This is a genomic window from Novosphingobium bradum (assembly GCF_042646485.1).
Taxonomy (GTDB): domain Bacteria; phylum Pseudomonadota; class Alphaproteobacteria; order Sphingomonadales; family Sphingomonadaceae; genus Novosphingobium; species Novosphingobium bradum.
The window spans coordinates 683065-700573 of the sequence record NZ_JBHRTQ010000007.1; the positions used below are offsets into that span (position 1 = coordinate 683065).

16 protein-coding genes are annotated in these 17509 nt (G+C 68.3%); 7 read left to right on the forward strand and 9 right to left on the reverse strand.

The annotated features are described in order from the left end of the window. Window positions 1–25: 25 nt before the first annotated feature. Window positions 26–2689, forward strand: a complete 2664-nt coding sequence (gene ppdK / locus ACFOD9_RS09125) for a pyruvate, phosphate dikinase (RefSeq protein WP_379509772.1) — start codon at window positions 26–28, stop codon at window positions 2687–2689. A gap of 2 nt (window positions 2690–2691) precedes the next feature. Here the strand turns inward: ppdK and ACFOD9_RS09130 are convergent, their stop codons facing one another. After that, on the reverse strand, window positions 2692–3447 hold the full coding sequence (locus tag ACFOD9_RS09130; protein ID WP_379509773.1) for a methyltransferase domain-containing protein: 756 nt from the start codon (window positions 3445–3447) through the stop codon (window positions 2692–2694). Window positions 3448–3526: 79 nt separating this feature from the next. On the opposite strand from ACFOD9_RS09130, the gene ACFOD9_RS09135 reads away from it, so the two are divergent. The 3 genes from ACFOD9_RS09135 (at window position 3527) to ACFOD9_RS09145 (ending at window position 6915) form a co-directional block, all read left to right on the forward strand. Then, a complete protein-coding gene (locus ACFOD9_RS09135; protein WP_379509774.1) occupies window positions 3527–4282 on the forward strand; it encodes a ComF family protein in 756 nt (251 codons plus the stop codon). 388 nt (window positions 4283–4670) lie between these two features. Continuing rightward, on the forward strand, window positions 4671–5045 hold the full coding sequence (hisI, locus tag ACFOD9_RS09140; protein ID WP_379509775.1) for a phosphoribosyl-AMP cyclohydrolase: 375 nt from the start codon (window positions 4671–4673) through the stop codon (window positions 5043–5045). Window positions 5046–5112: 67 nt separating this feature from the next. Further along, window positions 5113–6915, forward strand: a complete 1803-nt coding sequence (locus ACFOD9_RS09145) for an acyl-CoA dehydrogenase C-terminal domain-containing protein (protein WP_379509776.1) — start codon at window positions 5113–5115, stop codon at window positions 6913–6915. Here the strand turns inward: ACFOD9_RS09145 and ACFOD9_RS09150 are convergent. The 5 genes from ACFOD9_RS09150 to tyrS form a co-directional block, all read right to left on the reverse strand. Then, complete coding sequence (locus ACFOD9_RS09150) at window positions 6912–7622, reverse strand: dienelactone hydrolase family protein (RefSeq protein ID WP_379509777.1); 711 nt, start codon at window positions 7620–7622, stop codon at window positions 6912–6914. The two genes, ACFOD9_RS09145 and ACFOD9_RS09150, sit on opposite strands and share 4 nt — an antisense overlap. Next, on the reverse strand, window positions 7619–8536 hold the full coding sequence (cysK, locus tag ACFOD9_RS09155) for a cysteine synthase A (protein WP_379509778.1): 918 nt from the start codon (window positions 8534–8536) through the stop codon (window positions 7619–7621). Before cysK ends, ACFOD9_RS09150 begins: the two co-directional genes overlap by 4 nt. 31 nt (window positions 8537–8567) lie before the next feature. Then, the gene (locus ACFOD9_RS09160) at window positions 8568–9875 is read right to left on the reverse strand and encodes an MFS transporter (RefSeq protein WP_379509779.1); all 1308 of its coding nucleotides are present in this window, start codon (window positions 9873–9875) and stop codon (window positions 8568–8570) included. A gap of 122 nt (window positions 9876–9997) precedes the next feature. Further along, the gene (locus tag ACFOD9_RS09165) at window positions 9998–10354 is read right to left on the reverse strand and encodes a PilZ domain-containing protein (RefSeq protein WP_379509780.1); all 357 of its coding nucleotides are present in this window, start codon (window positions 10352–10354) and stop codon (window positions 9998–10000) included. A 103-nt stretch (window positions 10355–10457) separates the two neighbouring features. Continuing rightward, the gene (tyrS, locus tag ACFOD9_RS09170) at window positions 10458–11690 is read right to left on the reverse strand and encodes a tyrosine--tRNA ligase (protein ID WP_379509781.1); all 1233 of its coding nucleotides are present in this window, start codon (window positions 11688–11690) and stop codon (window positions 10458–10460) included. Window positions 11691–11735: 45 nt separating this feature from the next. Between tyrS and ACFOD9_RS09175 the strand changes: the two genes are divergently transcribed. Together ACFOD9_RS09175 and ACFOD9_RS09180 are read left to right on the forward strand one after the other, a co-directional pair. Beyond that, a complete protein-coding gene (locus ACFOD9_RS09175; protein ID WP_379509782.1) occupies window positions 11736–12278 on the forward strand; it encodes a DOMON-like domain-containing protein in 543 nt (180 codons plus the stop codon). Further along, window positions 12275–13477 (forward strand): exo-beta-N-acetylmuramidase NamZ family protein, encoded by a 1203-nt coding sequence (locus ACFOD9_RS09180; RefSeq protein ID WP_379509783.1) that lies wholly within the window; start codon window positions 12275–12277, stop codon window positions 13475–13477. Before ACFOD9_RS09175 ends, ACFOD9_RS09180 begins: the two co-directional genes overlap by 4 nt. Before the next feature lie 100 nt (window positions 13478–13577). Here the strand turns inward: ACFOD9_RS09180 and ACFOD9_RS09185 are convergent, their stop codons facing one another. From ACFOD9_RS09185 to ACFOD9_RS09195, 3 genes are read right to left on the reverse strand one after another with little or no spacing between them, the layout of a single operon-like run. Further along, entirely contained in the window at window positions 13578–14375 is a 798-nt protein-coding gene (locus ACFOD9_RS09185; protein ID WP_379509784.1) for a dioxygenase family protein, read from the reverse strand. Between the two features lie 8 nt (window positions 14376–14383). Next, window positions 14384–15565, reverse strand: coding sequence for a vWA domain-containing protein (locus ACFOD9_RS09190; protein WP_379509785.1), 1182 nt, complete (start codon window positions 15563–15565; stop codon window positions 14384–14386). A gap of 21 nt (window positions 15566–15586) precedes the next feature. Next, window positions 15587–16432, reverse strand: coding sequence for an AAA family ATPase (locus ACFOD9_RS09195; RefSeq protein ID WP_379509786.1), 846 nt, complete (start codon window positions 16430–16432; stop codon window positions 15587–15589). Window positions 16433–16641: 209 nt separating this feature from the next. On the opposite strand from ACFOD9_RS09195, the gene ACFOD9_RS09200 reads away from it, so the two are divergent. Beyond that, complete coding sequence (locus tag ACFOD9_RS09200) at window positions 16642–17499, forward strand: sterol desaturase family protein (RefSeq protein ID WP_379509787.1); 858 nt, start codon at window positions 16642–16644, stop codon at window positions 17497–17499. Window positions 17500–17509 lie beyond the last annotated feature (10 nt).

Genomic DNA, 17509 nt, shown 5'->3' on the forward strand with positions numbered 1-17509 from the left:
ACCGCGGAATTGGGAGGACTTGGGCGTGATTGCATACGTATTCAGTTTCGGTGCCGGCGCAGCCAACAGCGATTCGCGGGCGCGGGACAAGGCCGTGGTGGGCGGCAAGGGCGCGAACCTGGCCGAGATGGCCTCGATCGGGCTGCCGGTGCCGCCGGGCTTCACCATCTCCTCCGAGGAATGCCTGCGCTACCTGGCCCAGGGCGACTTCTCCGCCGGCATTGCCGAGGCCGTGGCCGCTGCCGTGGCCGGGATCGAGCAGGCCACCGGCAAGCGCTTTGGCGATCCGGCTGATCCGCTGCTGGTTTCGGTGCGTTCGGGCGCGCGGGTTTCCATGCCGGGCATGATGGACACGGTGCTCAACCTCGGGCTCAACGATGCGACCGTGGTCGGGCTGGCCGCCGGTTCGGGCGATGAGCGGTTCGCCTGGGATTCCTATCGCCGGTTCATCCAGATGTATGGCGACGTGGTGCTGGGCGTGCCGCATCACCTGTTTGAAGATGCGCTGGAGATCGTCAAGGAAGACAATGACTTCCACGCCGATCTGGACCTGTCGACCGAGCATTGGCAGGCACTGGTCAGCGAATACAAGCAGATCGTGAAGCGCGAGACCGGGGCCGATTTCCCCGAGGACGTGCAGGCCCAGCTGTGGGGCGCGATCGCGGCGGTGTTCGCATCCTGGCAGTCGGAGCGGGCCAAGGTCTACCGGCGCCTCAATGCCATTCCGGCGGACTGGGGCACGGCGGTCACCGTCCAGGCCATGGTGTTCGGCAACATGGGCGAGACCAGCGCCACGGGCGTGGCCTTCACCCGCGATCCGGCCACCGGCGAGCGGGCCTATTACGGCGAGTTCCTGATCAACGCCCAGGGCGAGGACGTGGTCGCCGGCATCCGCACCCCGCAATACCTGACTCGCGCCGCGCGTGAGCGGGCCAATGCCAAGCTGGCCTCGATGGAAGAGGCGATGCCGCAGGTCTATGCCGAGCTGGCCCAGGTGTTCGACCTGCTGGAGCGGCATTACCGCGATATGCAGGACATCGAGTTCACCGTGGAGCGCGGGCGGCTGTTCGTGCTCCAGACCCGTTCGGGCAAGCGCACGGCCAAGGCCGCGCTCAAGATGGCGGTCGACATGGTGGCCGAGGGGCTGATCGACGAGGCCACCGCGATCCGCCGGGTCGATCCCATGGCGCTCGACCAGTTGCTCCACCCCACGCTTGATCCTGCCGCCCCGCGCGACGTGCTGGCCTATGGCCTGCCGGCCAGCCCCGGCGCGGCTTCGGGCGCGATCGTGCTCGATGCGGATACGGCGGAAAAGCGCGCCGAGCGCGGCGAGGCGGTGATCCTCGTGCGGACCGAGACCAGCCCCGAGGATATCCACGGGATGCACGCGGCCAAGGGCATCGTGACCGCGCGCGGGGGCATGACCAGTCACGCCGCCGTGGTGGCGCGCGGCATGGGCCGGCCGTGCGTTTCGGGCTGCTCGGCGGTTTCGATCGATCTTGCCGCCCGCACCCTGCGGATCGGCCACCGCAACCTGGTGGAAGGCGACGTGATCACGCTCGATGGATCGACCGGGGCGATCATCGCCGGGGCCGTGCCTACGGTGGAGCCGGAGCTGGTCGGCGATTTTGCCGTGCTGATGGGCATGGCCGACAAGTATCGCCGGATGAAGGTTCGCGCCAATGCCGAGACCCCGGAGGACTGCCGGATCGCCCGCCAGTTCGGCGCGGAGGGCGTGGGCCTGTGCCGGACCGAGCATATGTTCTTCCAGGCCGACCGGATCAGCGCGGTGCGCCAGATGATCCTGGCCGAGGACGAGGGCGGCCGCCGTGCCGCCCTGGCCAAGCTGCTGCCCGAACAGCGCGCCGATTTCCGCGAATTGTTCGAGATCATGGCTGGGCTGGCGGTGACCATCCGCTTGCTCGATCCGCCGCTGCACGAATTTCTGCCGCATAGCGATGCCGAATTTGCCGAGCTTTCCGCCACGATCGGCATCGGCGCCGATACCCTGCGCCGCCGGGCCGAGGAACTGCACGAGTTCAACCCGATGCTGGGCCATCGCGGCTGTCGCCTCGGGATCACCTATCCCGAGATCTACGAAATGCAGGCCCGCGCGATCTTCGAGGCGGCCTGCGAGGTTTCGACGGCAAGCGGCGCGGCCGTGGTGCCCGAGGTGATGATCCCGCTGGTGGGCACGCGGCGCGAGTTGCAGATCCTGCGCGAACTGGTGGACCGGGTTGCCGGAGAGGTTTTCGCGGAACAGGGCCGCAGGCTCGATTACCTGGTCGGCACGATGATCGAACTGCCGCGCGCCGCGCTGATGGCCGGCGAGATCGCCGAGGAGGCGCGGTTCTTCTCGTTCGGCACCAACGACCTGACGCAGACGACCTTGGGCGTGAGCCGCGACGATGCCGGGCGGTTCCTGACCCCTTACGTGGAGCAGGGGATCTACCCGCGCGATCCCTTCGTCAGCCTCGATATCGAGGGCGTGGGCCAGTTGATCCGGCTGGGCGCCGAGCGCGGCCGGGCCACGCGAGGCGACCTCAAGCTGGGCATCTGCGGCGAACATGGCGGCGATCCGGCCAGCATCGACTTCTGCGAGGGGCTGGGGCTCGATTACGTTTCGGCATCGCCCTATCGCGTGCCGATCGCGCGGTTGGCGGCGGCGCAGGCGGCTTTGGGCAAATAGCCCTAGCCGCGCAGCCAGCCCGAAAGGGTGAGCAGTTCGAAGCGTTCGGTCACCTTGCCATCGGCCTCGGCGCGTTCCGTGAAGGCGCCGAGCGCGCGGCGGTGGGCGGCGCGGGTGAGTGGCGGGCCGCCGCGCACGAGGGCCGAGGACAGCCCCTGTTCGCGCAGGTCGCCCACCAGGCGCGGCAAGCTGGAGAAGCGCACGGTCAGGCTGCGGCTGTCGGCTACCGGATCGGCGAGGCCCGCCCGCTGGAGCAATTGCGCCCCGGCGCGAACATCAATCTGGGGATGAAGGCGGGGGCTGGGCCGGTCGGCATCGGCGGCGAGCATGATCGCGCGCAGGGCCGGCAGGCTGCCGGCGCCCAGCAGGGTTGCCAGCAGCAGGCCACCCGGCGCCAGGGCCATGCGCGCGTGGACGAGCGCGCCGGGGAGGTCGTTGGTTGTATCTAAGGCCAGCGCGGCGACGATCAGGTCGAACCCGCCGATCGGCCAGGGCTGTTCGAGCGAGAAGGCGGGCGGGGGCGCGACAAGTTCGGCGCCGGTCGGGCCAAGCGCGCTGGCAAGAGTGCCGCCGGCATCGCCCAGCACCAGCACGCGGCCCGGTTGGTGCCGCAGGAAGCCGAGCCGCTCCACCGTATCTTCGGCGATATCGGCGTGGAGGTAGCGCGCGGCGTCGGGCGCCTGTTGCAGCGTGGCCATGCGGCGGTGGATCGCGGCGCGGCGCTGGGGGGCAAAGATCTGCGGCGGGGTGCTAGCCATGTGCGCCGGATAGGTCGGCACTCGGCTGCGGGGCAAGGCTTCTCTTGCCGGGGGCGGCGGCAATCGTATGCTGGAGCCCATGCAAGTGCCTGCCGCCATCGCTCCGGTCGTCGATCTGTTCTTCCCGCCACGCTGTCCGCTGTGCGGGGCGCCGCTGGCCGAGCAGGTGGGGCTCTGCGCCGAGTGCTGGGGGGCGATGGCGATCCCGGCTGATCCGGCCTGCGCCAAGTGCCAGCGCCCGTTTGGCGAAGGCGTGCCGGAAGGCGCGGTCTGCGCGCCGTGCCTGGCCGAGCCGCCGGTTCACGACGGGATCGCGGCGGCCACGCTCTACAACGAGCCGGCGCGGCGGCTGGTGCTGGCCTTCAAGCGCGGCGGGCGGGTGGCGCTCGCGCCGTTCCTGGGCCGGCTGATGGCCGCGCGGTTGATGCATCCCGGCCTGCCGCAGGCGGGCGCGGGCTGGCTGGTGGTGCCGGTGCCGCTCCATCGCTGGCGGCTGTGGGCGCGCGGCTACAACCAATCGGCCCTGCTGGGCGCGGCGATCGCGCGCGAACGGGGCGCGGCGCTGGTGGTCGATGGGCTGGTGCGGCGCAAGGCCACGCCGGTGCTGGGCGGGCTGGGGGCCAGGGCGCGCGAACGGGCGCTGGCCGGCGCGATCGCGGTGAACCCGCGCCGCGCGGCCCAGTTGCGCGGAGCCGATGTGGTGCTGGTGGATGACGTGCTGACCAGCGGGGCGACGACCGAGGCCTGCGTGCGCGTGCTCAAGCGGGCCGGAGCGAAGCGGGTGGTGGTGGCCTGTTTCTCGCGGGTTCTGAATGAGGCCCTGGATCACGCCTGAGGGTGACAGGACCAGGGCGAGGCGGGCCATTCGGCTGAAAAAGGAAACGCCCGGAACCGAAGTTCCGGGCGCCCTCGTGACGAAACCGTTGGACCCTGCTTGGCGCAGTTCGGCGATCGCCCCCACGATCGCCTGGCCCGATCCCTCATGTGCGGCGTGCCTCGCTACGTGGCTGGCACTGCTGCTTTTTCCACCCCTGAACCATGGCGCTCTTGCTTGGCGCCGCCGGCTTGGCGGTGCATCCCATTGCTGGTCTGCACAGCTTGTGTTCATGGAATCGGCGCGAATGAAAAGAGCCAAGCGCGGCGTCCATGGATTTTGGTGACGGGTTGTGGTTATCGTGCAACAAACCTTGGTTACGATTGTCTCAACAGGATAGTTTTCCGCGATGTCCAGCGATGATGCCCTGCGCGAACAGGGCGGCGTGTTCATGCCGAAGTTCGACGGCAATGGCCTGATGAGCGCGGTTGCGGTCGATTCGGCCAGCGGCCGGGTGCTGATGGTGGCCTTCATGGATGCCGAAGCGCTGGCCGCCACCCGGCGCACCGGCAAGGCCCACTTCCACTCGCGCAGCCGCGGCCGGCTGTGGATGAAGGGCGAAACGTCGGGCCATGTGCTGACCGTCGACCAGATCCTGGTCGACTGCGACCAGGACGCGCTGGTCCTGCGCTGCACGCCGGCCGGTCCGGCCTGCCACACGGGCGCGGCGACCTGCTTCTATCGCCTGCTGGAAGATGACCGGCTCGAACGCGTTGATGGCTGAAACCGGGAACGGTTGACCTTCGGGGCGGCAGGCGCGACCTTGGCGGGACAGCCAAGGGAGTGAACCCATGCCGACCTACAAGGCCCCGGTGCGCGACGCGCGCTTCATCATCAATGAAGTGCTGGACATCGGCCATCTGGTCGACCTGCCCGGCTTCGCCGCGGCGACACCTGACCTCGTGGCCACCGTGCTGGAGGAAAGCGGCAAGTTCGCGGCGGAAGTCTGCGCGCCGCTGAACCTGCCGGGCGACCAGGCGGGCTGCCAGCGCGACCCCGATGGCAGCGTGGCCACGCCGCCGGGCTTCAAGGCCGCCTACGATCAGTTCGTGGCCTCGGGCTGGGGCACCCTGTCGCAGCCGGAGGCCTTTGGCGGGCAGGGGCTGCCCCATGTGCTGGGCTTTGCCTTCGAGGAATTCCTGACCAGCGCCAACCAGTCGTTCTCGATGTATTCGCAGCTCACCACCGGCGCGGTGGGGGCGATGCTGGCCAAGGCTTCGGCCGAATTGCAGCAGACCTACCTGCCCAAGATGATCAGCGGGGAATGGTCGGGCACGATGAACCTGACCGAGCCGCAATGCGGCACCGACCTTGGCCTGATCCGCACCAGGGCCGTGCCCAATGGCGATGGCAGCCACGCGATCACCGGCACCAAGATCTTCATCTCGGCCGGCGAGCATGACCTGACCGGCAACATCATCCACCTCGTGCTGGCGCGGCTGCCCGATGCGCCGGAAGGCACGCGCGGCATCTCGCTGTTCGTGGTGCCCAAGTTCCTGGTGGGCGCCGATGGCGCGCTTGGCGCGCGCAATGCGGTGTCGTGCGGGGCGATCGAGCACAAGATGGGCATTCACGGCAATGCCACCTGCGTGATGAATTACGATGGGGCCACGGGCTTTCTCGTAGGCGAGGAGAACAAGGGGCTGGCCGCCATGTTCATCATGATGAACGCGGCGCGCCTGGGCGTGGGCATCCAGGGGCTGGCCCAGGCCGAGGTCGCCTATCAGAACGGGGTGGCCTATGCGCTGGAGCGGCGGCAGGGCCGGGCGCTTTCCGGCGCGGCCGATCCGGGCCAGCCGGCCGACCTGCTGTTCGTTCACCCCGACGTGCGGCGGATGCTGATGGACGCCAAGGCCTTCACCGAGGGGATGCGCGCTTTGGCGCTGTGGGGCGGGCTGCTGGCCGACCTGGTCCAGGTGGCGCCCACCGAGGAGGAGCGCCAGGAGGCCGATGACCTGCTGGGCCTGCTGACCCCGGTGATCAAGGGCTATGGGACCGACAAGGGCTATGACACGGCCACCGCCATGCAGCAGGTCTGGGGCGGGCATGGCTTCATCGTGGAAAACGGGATGGAGCAATTCGTCCGCGATGCCCGGATCACCATGATCTACGAGGGCGCCAATGGCGTCCAGGCGATGGACTTGGTGGGCCGCAAGCTGCCGGCCAACATGGGCCGGGCGATCCAGCTGTTCTTCAACAAGGTGGATCGCCAGTGCGAGGCCGCCAAGGGCGATGCGCGCCTCGCCGACCTGGCTGGGCGGGTGGAGAAGGCCAATGGCGAACTGAAGGCCGCGACGATGTGGCTGATGCAGAATGCCATGACCAGGCCGGACAATGCCGGCGCCGGGGCGCACCACTATATGCACATCACCGGGATCGTTGCCCTGGGCCTGATGTGGCTGCGGATGGGCCGCACGGCCACCGCGGCGCTGGATGCCGGCGCCGGCGAAGCGGCGTTCTACGAGGCCAAGCTGACCACGGCGCGCTATTTCGGCGAGCGTTTCACCCCCGATGCCGGCGCCCTGCGCCGCAAGCTGGAGGCAGGCGCCGAGACGATGATGGCCCTGCCGCCCGAGGCCTTCGCCACGGCCTAGGTTTGCAGCACTTCGGCGGCAAAGCCGAGGAGCGCGGCCCACGACTGGCGATCGGCGCTGGCATCATAGGCGATGGCCGGGCGGGTGGACCGGGCGTTGGCCGGATCGGTGAAGCCGTGGCGCACGCCGGCATAGCTGTGGAAGTGCCAGTTCAGGCCGGCGGCATCGAATTCCTCCCACAGCGCCAGCACTTCGCCGCGCGGGGCCATGGGATCGGCATCGCCGTGGCAGACGAGAACGCGCGGCTTGTGCGGAGCCGCCGGGCTGGCTCGGCGGCCGGTGGAGAGCAGGCCGTGGAAGCTGGCGACGAAGGCGAGGTCGGCCCCGGCGCGGGCCAGTTCGAGCACCGCCTGGCCGCCCTGGCAATAGCCCACGGCCGCCAGCGGCAGGCCGGCGGCGGCGGGATGGGCGCGCAGGGCATCCACCGCCGCGAACAGGCGGGCGCGGAAGTGATCGACATCGGCCTTGAGCGCCGCCGAAAGCGCGCCGGCCGTTTCCGCGCTGTCCACCGCGGCGCCGTAATAGTCGGCCACGAGGACGACAAAGCCTTCCGCCGCCAGCATCGCCGCGCGCCGTTCGGAAGCGGGCGAGTGGTTGACGATGGTGGGAAAGAGCACCAGCGCGGCGCGCGCCGGGCCGGCCGGGCGGGCCAGCCACCCGGTCAGCGCGGTGCCGCGATCGGCATAGGCGACCGGTTCCAGGCTCATTCGGGCAGGAAATCCGGCACCGAGAGGTAGCGTTCGCCGGTATCGTAGTTGAAGCCAAGCACGCGGCTGCCGGCAGGCAGATCCTTCAGCTTCTGGGCGATGGCGGCAAGCGTCGCGCCCGAGGAAATGCCGACGAGCAGGCCTTCCTCGCGGGCCGAGCGGCGCGCCCATTCCTTGGCCTCGGCCGGATCGACCTGGATCACCCCGTCGATCGCCTGGGTATGGAGGTTGCCGGGGATGAAGCCGGCGCCAATGCCCTGGATCGGGTGGGGGCCGGGCTGGCCGCCGGAGATGACCGGCGAGAGCGTGGGTTCGACCGCATAGGCCTTCATCCCCGACCACTGGCCCTTGAGCACTTCGGCGCAGGCGGTGAGGTGGCCGCCGGTGCCGACCCCGGTAATCACCGCATCGATCGGGCTATCGGCAAAGTCGGCCAGGATTTCCTGCGCGGTGGTGCGGGCGTGGACCGCGATGTTGGCGGCATTCTCGAACTGCTGGGGCATCCACGAGCCGGGCACCTGGCCAAGGATCTCCTTTGCCCGCTCGATCGCGCCCTTCATGCCCTTTTCGCGCGGGGTGAGATCGAAGCTGGCGCCATAGGCCAGCATCAGCCGGCGCCGTTCGATCGACATCGAATCGGGCATGACCAGGACCAGCTTGTAGCCCTTGACCGCGGCCACCATGGCAAGGCCGATGCCGGTGTTGCCCGAGGTCGGTTCGACGATCGTGCCGCCCGGCTTGAGGCTGCCATCGGCCTCGGCCGCCTCGACCATGGCCAGCGCGATGCGGTCCTTGATCGAGCCGCCGGGATTGGCGCGCTCGCACTTCACCCAGACTTCGTGATCGGGAAACAGGCGCGAGAGGCGGACGTGCGGGGTATTGCCGATGGTGGCGAGGATCGATGCCGCTTTCATGTCGCTTGCTCCTTGGTGGGGGATGGACGGATCATGCCGGGGCACGGTCCGAATAATGCGTGGCAAAGCTGCGTGACCGGCGCAGCTCCGGGAAGATCAGCGCCCAGCTTGCGGTGATCAGTATGGCGCCGATGCCGCCGAAGACAACCGCTCCCGTGGGACCGAGGAACGCGGCGGCCAGGCCCGACTGCATTTCGCCCAGTTCGTTGGAGGCCGAGATCGCCAGCCCCGAGATCGAGGCGATCCGTCCGCGCATGGCATCGGGCGTGCTGAGCTGGACCAGGGCGCTGCGAACGAACATCGAGATCATGTCGGCCGCGCCAAGCAGGACCAGCATGGCCAGCGAAAGCAGGTAGTTGCGCGAAAGGCCGAAGACCACCGTGACCAGTCCGAAGACCACCACCGCCCACAGCATCTTCACGCCCACGTTGCGTTCGATCGGGCGGAACGAGAGCAGCAGGGCGACAGCGGCGGCGCCGACCGCGGGGGCTGCGCGCATCTGGCCCAGCCCGGTGGGGCCAACCGGGAGGCCGTTCCAGGTGAGGATGTCGCGGGCATAGACCGGCAGCAGGGCAGTGGCCCCGGCCAGCAGCACGGCGAACAGATCGAGCGTGATGCAGCCCAGCAGCAGCCGCGCCCGGCGGACATAGGCGAAACCCTCGGCGATCTGGCGCAAGGGGTGGAGGTCGGTCCGCATCTCCGGCCTGGCGAAGGGCTTGATCGACAGGATGCAGACCATCGCCACGGCAAGCAGTCCGGCGGCGGTCCAGTAGGGGGCGGAAGGGGCGGCGGAATAGAGGAAGCCGCCGGCCGCCGGGCCGCCCACCGTGCCGATCTGCATGGCCATCGAATTGAGGCTGACTGAGCGCGGGATCAGCGCGGCGGGCAGGATGCTGGGGCCGATCGCGCTGATCGACGGGCCGAAGAAGGCTCGCGCCACCCCGTGCAGCGAGCCGAGCGCGAGCAGGGCGGGCAGGGTCAGGGTGCCCCAGGTGGTGAGCGCGGCCAGCGCCAGCGCCATGGTGAAGTCCACGGCCACGGCCAGCGCGCCGACCTTACGGCGATCGAACCGGTCGGCGATGAGGCCGGCGAAGGGCGCCAGCACGAACATCGGCAGGAACTGGACGAGGCCGATGATGCCAAGCTGGAACGCGGCCTGGCCCGGGCTCATTCCATAGGCGGCGCGGGCGACATCATAGACCTGCCAGCCCAGGACCACCGCGATTCCGGTGGTGGCCAGCACCGAGCAGAAGCGGGTGAGCCAGAACCGGCGATAGTCGGCAACGTGCAGCGGGGATCGCGCGGTGGCCGGCGTGGAATCTCGGGAGGGTTCAGTCACCCCACTGGAATGGCAGTGCGCCGGAACCATGCCAACAACGGATTTGCTTGGCCCCCGCAAAGCGGCCCTTGGCTGTCGGGGGTGTGGGAGCGGGTATCGTGGCGGGAGGGAGTGCCCGCGCCTCAGCGGCGGGCGCGCAGGCGCGGGTTGGGCTGGAGCGCGTCGATCAGGGCGGAGAATTCGTTGGCGCGGATGATCCGCTCGAACTGGAAGCCGGCCCGGTCCTCGGTGGTCCAGATCAGGTGGGCCTCGATCCGGCCGACGTGGGGCAGGCGAATCACCAGCCGTTCGCCCCGGCCCAGCCCGAACAGGCCGTCGCTGCCTTCGCCGGCCTGGGCCATGAAGCCATGGGCCGACAGGTTGACGATGTGCAGGTGGACGTCGCCCAGCTGACGATGTTCGCCGATCACCCGGAAATTGACCGGATGTCGCGTGGACCGACGCAAGTCGGTGACCGATAGCTGTGCACCTGCACCCATGTCCGGCTAGGCTCCCTTCCTGTGGCGGAACGGCACCCTATTGCCGGAAAATCCCGAAAAATTCGTAAATTGGCGGCAACAATCTGCCGCCCGGGGAAGATCCCTAGGCGCCGCGCAGGATTCCGTGACGCTTCTTGCCCAGGCTCAGCTTGCGTTCTTCGCCGGGGGCAAGCGCGAGGACCAGGGCCGGGTCGGTCGCGGGCGCATCATCGATCCGCACCGCGCCCTCGGCAACCTTGCGCTTGGCCTCGCCGTTGGAGGCGGTGAAGCCGATGCCGGTGAGCGCGGCAACCAGGACCATGCCATCGGCGGGCACTTCGAGCACCGGCAGATCCTCGCCCAGGCCGCCGCCGGCGAAGGTCGCCGTGGCCGTGGCTTCGGCGGCGCGGGCCGCATCCTCTCCCCGGCACAGCGCGGTCACCGCATTGGCGAGCACCACCTTCGCGGCGTTGATCTCGCTACCCTGCAACGCTTCGAGCCGGGCGATCTCATCGAGCGGCAGGTCGGTGAACAGCTTGAGGAAGCGGCCGACGTCGCGATCATCGACATTGCGCCAGTATTGCCAGAAATCGTAGGCCGGCAGGGCATCCTCGTTGAGCCAGACGGCGCCGGCGGCGGTCTTGCCCATCTTGGCGCCATCGGCAGTGGTGAGCAGCGGCGTGGTCAGGCCGAACAGCTCCCGGCCTTCCATCCGCCGGGTCAGCTCGATGCCGTTGATGATGTTGCCCCACTGGTCCGATCCGCCCATCTGCAGGCGGCAGCCGTGGCGCAGGGCCAGTTCGCGGAAATCGTAGGCCTGGAGGATCATGTAGTTGAATTCGAGGAAGGTCAGCGGCTGCTCGCGATCGAGCCGCAGCTTCACCGAATCGAAAGTGAGCATCCGGTTGATGGTGAAGTGCGGGCCGACCGTGCGGAGCAGGTCGATGTAGCCAAGCTGGCTCAGCCATTCGTCGTTATCGACCATCACCGCGTCGGTCGGGCCATCGCCGAAGGTCAGCAGGCGCTCGAACACGGTGCGGATCGAGGCGATGTTGGCCTGGATGCCCTGTTGGTCAAGCATCCTGCGGCTTTCGTCCTTGCCCGAAGGATCGCCCACCTTGGTGGTGCCGCCGCCCATGACCACGATCGGCTTGTGCCCGGCCTGCTGGAGCCGGCGCAGCATCATGATCTGCACCAGGCTGCCCACGTGGAGCGATGGCGCGGTGGCATCGAAGCCGATATAGCCGGGGATGACCTGGGTGGCGGCCAGTTCGTCGAGCCCGGTGGGGTCGGTCAACTGGTGGATGTAGCCGCGTTCGGCAAGCAGGCGCAGGAGGGCGGATTTGTATTCGGTCATGACGGTTCCCGGGTGGAGCGGGGCGGTTAGCATGGAGTTCCCCGATTGGAAACGCTGAGCCTGAGCCCCCACGCCGATCACGCGCCGGATCGGGTCAGCGCGGTGAGCGCATCGGTGATCGGGCTGGACCGCAACTGGCTGCGGGTGCGCTGGCGGGTGGCGGACAGCGCCGGCGTGGTGGTGCCGCCCTTCGCGGGCAAGGCGCGCGCCGATGGCCTGTGGCAGCGCACCTGCTTCGAGCTGTTCCTGCGCTCACCGGGCAGTGCGGCTTATGTCGAGCTGAACCTCTCGCCCTCGGAGGAATGGGCCGCCTACGACTTTTCCGGCTACCGCGCGGGCATGGCCGAGCGCGCGATGCCGCACAGCCCGGACGGGACCATCCGGCGCGGCGGGAACGTGCTGATCTTCGATGCCTCGGTGCCGATGGCCGGCTTGCCGCCGCTGCCGTGGGACGTGGGGATCAGCGCGGTGATCGAGGAGCAGGGCGGCACCAGGTCGTTGTGGGCGCTGCGCTACGGGCCGGGCCAGGCCGATTTCCACGCGCCGGCTTGCTTCGCCGCGCGGCTTGCGGCACCGGATGGTTCATGAAGTTCGGCATCGACCGCCTGCTGGCGGACCCCACCCTGCGCGCGCCACTGGCCGGCAAACGCGTCGCCCTGGTGGCCCATCCCGCCTCGGTGACCGAGCGGCTGGTCCATTCGCTCGACGCGCTGGCAGCCTGCCCCGACATTTCCCTCAGCGCGGCCTTCGGCCCGCAACACGGGCTCAAGGGCGACAAGCAGGACAACATGGTGGAAACCGCGGACGAGATCGATCCGCAGTTCGGCATCCCGGTGTTCAGCCTCTATGGCGAGGTCCGCCGGCCCACGGCGCGGATGATGGACAGCGCCGACGTCTTCCTGTTCGACCTCCAGGACCTGGGCTGCCGGATCTACACTTTCGTCACAACGCTGCTCTATCTGCTGGAAGAGGCTGCGAAGGCCGGCAAGGCGGTGTGGGTGCTGGATCGCCCCAATCCCGCCGGCCGGCCGGTGGAAGGGATCATCCTGCTGCCCGGACAGGAAAGCTTCGTCGGCGCCGGGCCGATGCCGATGCGACACGGCTTGACGCTGGGCGAAATGGGCCACTGGTTCATCCGCCAGTTCAAGCTCGACGTCGATTACCGGGTGATCGCGATGGAGGGCTGGGCGCCCGACACCGGGCCGGGCTTTGGCTGGCCCGAGAGCCGGATCTGGATCAACCCCAGCCCCAATGCGGGGAACCTCAACATGGCGCGGGCCTATGCCGGCACGGTTATGCTGGAGGGCGCCACGCTTTCGGAAGGGCGCGGCACGACCCGTCCGCTCGAAGTCCTGTTCGGCGCGCCCGACGTGGATGCGAAGGCGGTGCTGGCCGAGATGGTGCGGCTTGCGCCCCACTGGCTCGCCGGTTGCGCCCTGCGCGAATGCTGGTTCGAGCCGACCTTCCACAAGCACGCGAAAAGCCTGTGTTCCGCGCTGATGATCCACGCCGAGGGGGCGTTCTACGATCACCACGCGTTCCGCCCGTGGCGCTTGCAGGCGCTGGCCTTCAAGGCGATCCGCACCCTCGTGCCCGACTATCCGCTGTGGCGCGATTTTCCTTACGAATACGAGTTCGACCGCCTGGCGATCGACGTGATCAACGGCGGCCCGGCCCTGCGCGAATGGGTGGACGATGCCGGCGCGGCTCCGGGCGATCTCGATGCCGTGGCCGGGCCGGACGAAGCGCGCTGGCTGGCCGAAACGCGCGACCTGCTGATCTATTGACGTGCGCCCGTCGTCCCGGGCTTGACCCGGGACCGGTGTCGTTCTGGCTCGAACTTGCGCCCGGCCGGCCAGCGGTCCCGGATCACGTCCGGGACGACGCTTAGTCTGCCAGCACCTTCGTATCGCCCACCAGGTAGCTGGTCATCGACAGGGCGCCGTCCAGGGTATCGTTGAACAGGCCCACCTCGTCGCCCGGCAGGCGCGCGCCGGCCACGGGGAGCAGGGGCAGGTAATGTTCGCCGCTGTTCACCGCGAGGGCCGCGGCCTCGTCCGCCTGTTCGAGACGGGCGAGGGTGGCAAGATCGCCGGCCAGCATCGCGGTGGTTGTCCGTTGGCGGAAGGTCTCGGCCCAGTCCGGGCGGGTGCCCAGGCTCTGGCGCCACAGGGCCAGGTTGTGGATCACGTTGCCGCTGCCCACGATCATCACGCCTTCATCGCGCAAGGGCGCAAGGCGCGCACCCAGCGCGAGATAATCGGCCGGAGCCAGCGCGCGATCGAGGCTCATCGCCACGGTGGGCAGGTGTTCGCCCGGAAACAGCAGGTCGAGCACGCCCCAGACGCCGTGATCGTAGCCCCAGCCATCATCGCGCCGCACCTGCACTTCGCCGATCAGGCCGGCGGTGCGATCGACCAGCCATTGCGGGCTTTCAGCCGGATAGCGCCAATCGAACAGTTCCTGCGGAAAGCCCCGGAAATCGTGGACCGTGGCCGGGTGGCCGGCGGCGGTGAGGTGGGTGGCGCCGCGGGTTTCCCAGTGGGCGGTGATGCACAGGATCGCGCGCGGGCGCTCCAGCCGCCGGCCCAGCGCGGCAAGGGTGCGGCGCTCGGGATTGTCGGTGATCACGGTCATCGGCGAGCCGTGGCCGATGAACAGGGCGGGCTGGCGCGGGGCGGTCATCGCTTCGCCTAGCCGCGCTTGCGGGTGAGTTCGCGCATCGCGCTTTCCAGCCCGCCAAGGGTGAGGGGATACATCCGGTCGTTCACCAGCCGGCGGATCATCTGGGTGGACTGGGTATATTCCCAGGTGCTCTGGCTGGCCGGGTTGAGCCATACCGTGGCGGGATAGGTGTTGATCACCCGCTGGAGCCAGACCGCGCCCGGCTCCTCGTTGTAGTAATCGACCGCGCCGCCCTTCTGGGTGATCTCGTAGGGGCTCATCGCGGCATCGCCGACGAAGATCACCTTGTAGTCATGGCCAAACTTGTGGAGCACGTTCCAGGTCTGCTCGCGCTGGTTGTGGCGCAGGCGGTTGTCCTTCCACACGCTCTCGTAGAGGCAGTTGTGGAAATAGAAGAATTCCAGGTTCTTGAACTCGGTGGTGGCGGCGCTGAACAGCTCCTCGACCATACGGATATAGGGATCCATCGAGCCGCCGACATCGAGGAACAGCAGCACCTTCACCGCATTGTGCCGCTCGGGCCGCATCCGGATGTCGAGCCAGCCCTGCCTGGCCGTGCCGCTGATCGTGGCATCGAGATCGAGCTCGTCGGCGGCCCCTTCGCGGGCGAAGCGGCGCAGGCGGCGGAGCGCCACCTTGATGTTGCGGGTGCCAAGCTCCTTCGTGCTGTCGAGGTTCTGGAACTCGCGCTGCTCCCACACCTTGATGGCCCGCCTGTGCTTCGATTCCCCGCCGATCCGCACGCCTTCCGGGTTGTAGCCGGAGTTGCCGAAGGGGCTGGTCCCGCCGGTGCCGATCCACTTGTTGCCGCCCTGGTGGCGATCGTGCTGTTCCTCCAGACGCTTCTTCAGCGTCTCCATGATCTCCTCCCACGAGCCGAGCGACTTGATCGCTTCCATTTCCTCGGGGGTGAGGAACTTCTCGGCCACGGCCTTCAGCCATTCCTCCGGAAGGTCGACGCTCTCCTGGCCATAGTCGCTGAACACGCCCTTGAAGACCCGGGCGAAGACCTGGTCGAAGCGGTCGATCAGGCCTTCGTCCTTCACGAAGGTGGCGCGGGATAGGTAGTAGAAGGCTTCGGGCGATTGCTCGATCACCTGCCGGTCAAGCGCCTCGAGCAGGACGAGATGCTCCTTGAGGCCGGCGGGAATGCCCGCGGCGCGCAACTCGTCGAGGAAGTTGAGGAGCATGGGTCGCCTCGCCCGCGAGGGTCAGTTGCCGCGCCGGGCCATGAAGGCGAGGCGTTCAAACATCATGATGTCCTGTTCGTTCTTGAGCAGCGCGCCGTGGAGCGGCGGGATCGCCTTGGTGGCATCCTTCGACTGGAGCACGTCGAGCGGCATATCCTCGTTCAGCAGCAGCTTGAGCCAGTCGAGCAGTTCGGAGGTGCTGGGCTTCTTCTTGAGGCCGGGCACGTCGCGCACGGCGTAGAAGATCTCCATCGCCTTGGCGACCAGCACCTTCTGGATGCCGGGAAAGTGCACGTCGATGATCGAGAGCATGGTCTCGCGGTCGGGGAACTTGATGTAGTGGAAGAAGCAGCGGCGCAGGAAGGCGTCGGGCAGGTCCTTCTCGTTATTCGAGGTGATGACCACGATCGGGCGCTCCCTGGCCTCGATCCGCTCGCCGGTTTCGTAGACATCGAAGCTCATCCGGTCGAGTTCCTGCAACAGGTCGTTCGGAAACTCGATGTCGGCCTTGTCGATCTCGTCGATCAGCAGGACCGGGAGCTGCGGTGCGGTGAAGGCCTCCCACAGCTTGCCCTTGCGGATGTAGTTGGCAATGTCGTGCACCCGCTCGTCGCCCAACTGGCCGTCGCGCAGGCGGGCAACCGCGTCGTATTCGTAAAGCCCCTGCTGGGCCTTGGTGGTGGACTTCACGTTCCATTCGATCAGCGGGGCGCCGGTGGCCTTGGCGATCTCGTGGGCCAGCACGGTCTTGCCGGTGCCCGGCTCGCCCTTGACCAGCAGGGGGCGGCGCAGGAGCACCGCGGCATTGACCGCGACCTTGAGATCATCGGTGGCGACGTAGTTCTGGGTGCCTTCGAAACGCTGCATGGTGCTTTCCGCCAAGTTGTTGCCCCCCGGTTAGACATCGCCCGGGCCAAGGGCAAGGGCAAGGCCGAGGCCAAGGCCGAGGGTGGCGCCAAGGATAGCGCGGGTGCGCTGTCCCGAAGTTTCGGTCACGCTGCCGGTGCGCGGCCAGGCACCTTGCTGGCGGCGGCGTTTCGCGCGATAATCGGCGGCACAAGAGGGGATGATGTGCGATGGATCCGAAGGTGCTGACCATTGTCGTGGTGGCCTGGCTGGCGCTGCTGGTCTGGGCGGGCCGGCGCTGGCCGGTCAACCCGGACATCCCGGCCAAGGCCTATGGCATCAACCTGGCGGCGGGCCTGGTGCAGATGGCCCTGTTCATCCCGGTGGCCGCGGTGGTCGGCGGGCTGGCGGGGCAGGTTTCGCAATGGACCGGCGTCCATTTCAGCCTGGTGCGGGCCGCGGACATCGGCATCGGCGTGGCCGGGGTGGACGCGGTGCTGCGGGTGCTCGTGCTGACCTTCGTGCCGCTGCTGGCCTATGACCTGTGGTTTGCCGCCTCGCACCGGCTCGAGCATTTCGTCCCGGCCTTGTGGGATATGCACAAGGTCCATCACGCCGATCGCTGGATGAACCCGTTCACCATCGTGCGCGACAATTTCATGCAGACGATCTGGCGGGCGTTCTTCCCGGTGCTGACGCTGGGCCTGTTCATCGACATGGATTTCCGCGAGGGCGGGGAGGCGGCGATCTATTCGCAGACCTTCCTCTACCTGTGGTCGGCGCTGTGCCATTCCAACATCCGCATCGAACTGCCCTGGCTCGATGGCATCCTGACCACGCCGCAGTATCACCGCCTGCACCATTCGGTCGAACCGCAGCACGCCGATTGCAATTTTGCCGATATCTTCCCGGTGTTCGACATGGTGCTGGGCCGCTACCATCGCCCCCGGCCCGGCGAGTTTCCGCTGACCGGGCTGATCTCTGGCGAACGGATCGATGGGGTCGGGCGGATCATCGTCGCCCCGTTCCTGGCCTGGGCCGGGCGGCTGCGGGCGGCATTCACCGGCGGCAAGCCCGGCCAGGCCTGATCGGGAGCGC

What these genes read in the sequence shown, in the direction of transcription:
- ACFOD9_RS09150 (WP_379509777.1), bottom strand. Translation starts at nt 7,622, where the DNA reads ATGAGCCTGGAACCGGTCGCCTATGCCGATCGCGGCACCGCGCTGACC.
- ACFOD9_RS09135 (WP_379509774.1), top strand. Translation starts at nt 3,527, where the DNA reads ATGCAAGTGCCTGCCGCCATCGCTCCGGTCGTCGATCTGTTCTTCCCG.
- ACFOD9_RS09180 (WP_379509783.1), top strand. Translation starts at nt 12,275, where the DNA reads ATGAAGTTCGGCATCGACCGCCTGCTGGCGGACCCCACCCTGCGCGCG.
- cysK (WP_379509778.1), bottom strand. Translation starts at nt 8,536, where the DNA reads ATGAAAGCGGCATCGATCCTCGCCACCATCGGCAATACCCCGCACGTC.
- ACFOD9_RS09165 (WP_379509780.1), bottom strand. Translation starts at nt 10,354, where the DNA reads ATGGGTGCAGGTGCACAGCTATCGGTCACCGACTTGCGTCGGTCCACG.
- ACFOD9_RS09190 (WP_379509785.1), bottom strand. Translation starts at nt 15,565, where the DNA reads ATGCTCCTCAACTTCCTCGACGAGTTGCGCGCCGCGGGCATTCCCGCC.
- ACFOD9_RS09130 (WP_379509773.1), bottom strand. Translation starts at nt 3,447, where the DNA reads ATGGCTAGCACCCCGCCGCAGATCTTTGCCCCCCAGCGCCGCGCCGCG.
- ACFOD9_RS09200 (WP_379509787.1), top strand. Translation starts at nt 16,642, where the DNA reads ATGGATCCGAAGGTGCTGACCATTGTCGTGGTGGCCTGGCTGGCGCTG.
- tyrS (WP_379509781.1), bottom strand. Translation starts at nt 11,690, where the DNA reads ATGACCGAATACAAATCCGCCCTCCTGCGCCTGCTTGCCGAACGCGGC.
- hisI (WP_379509775.1), top strand. Translation starts at nt 4,671, where the DNA reads ATGTCCAGCGATGATGCCCTGCGCGAACAGGGCGGCGTGTTCATGCCG.
- ACFOD9_RS09185 (WP_379509784.1), bottom strand. Translation starts at nt 14,375, where the DNA reads ATGACCGCCCCGCGCCAGCCCGCCCTGTTCATCGGCCACGGCTCGCCG.
- ACFOD9_RS09195 (WP_379509786.1), bottom strand. Translation starts at nt 16,432, where the DNA reads ATGCAGCGTTTCGAAGGCACCCAGAACTACGTCGCCACCGATGATCTC.
- ACFOD9_RS09145 (WP_379509776.1), top strand. Translation starts at nt 5,113, where the DNA reads ATGCCGACCTACAAGGCCCCGGTGCGCGACGCGCGCTTCATCATCAAT.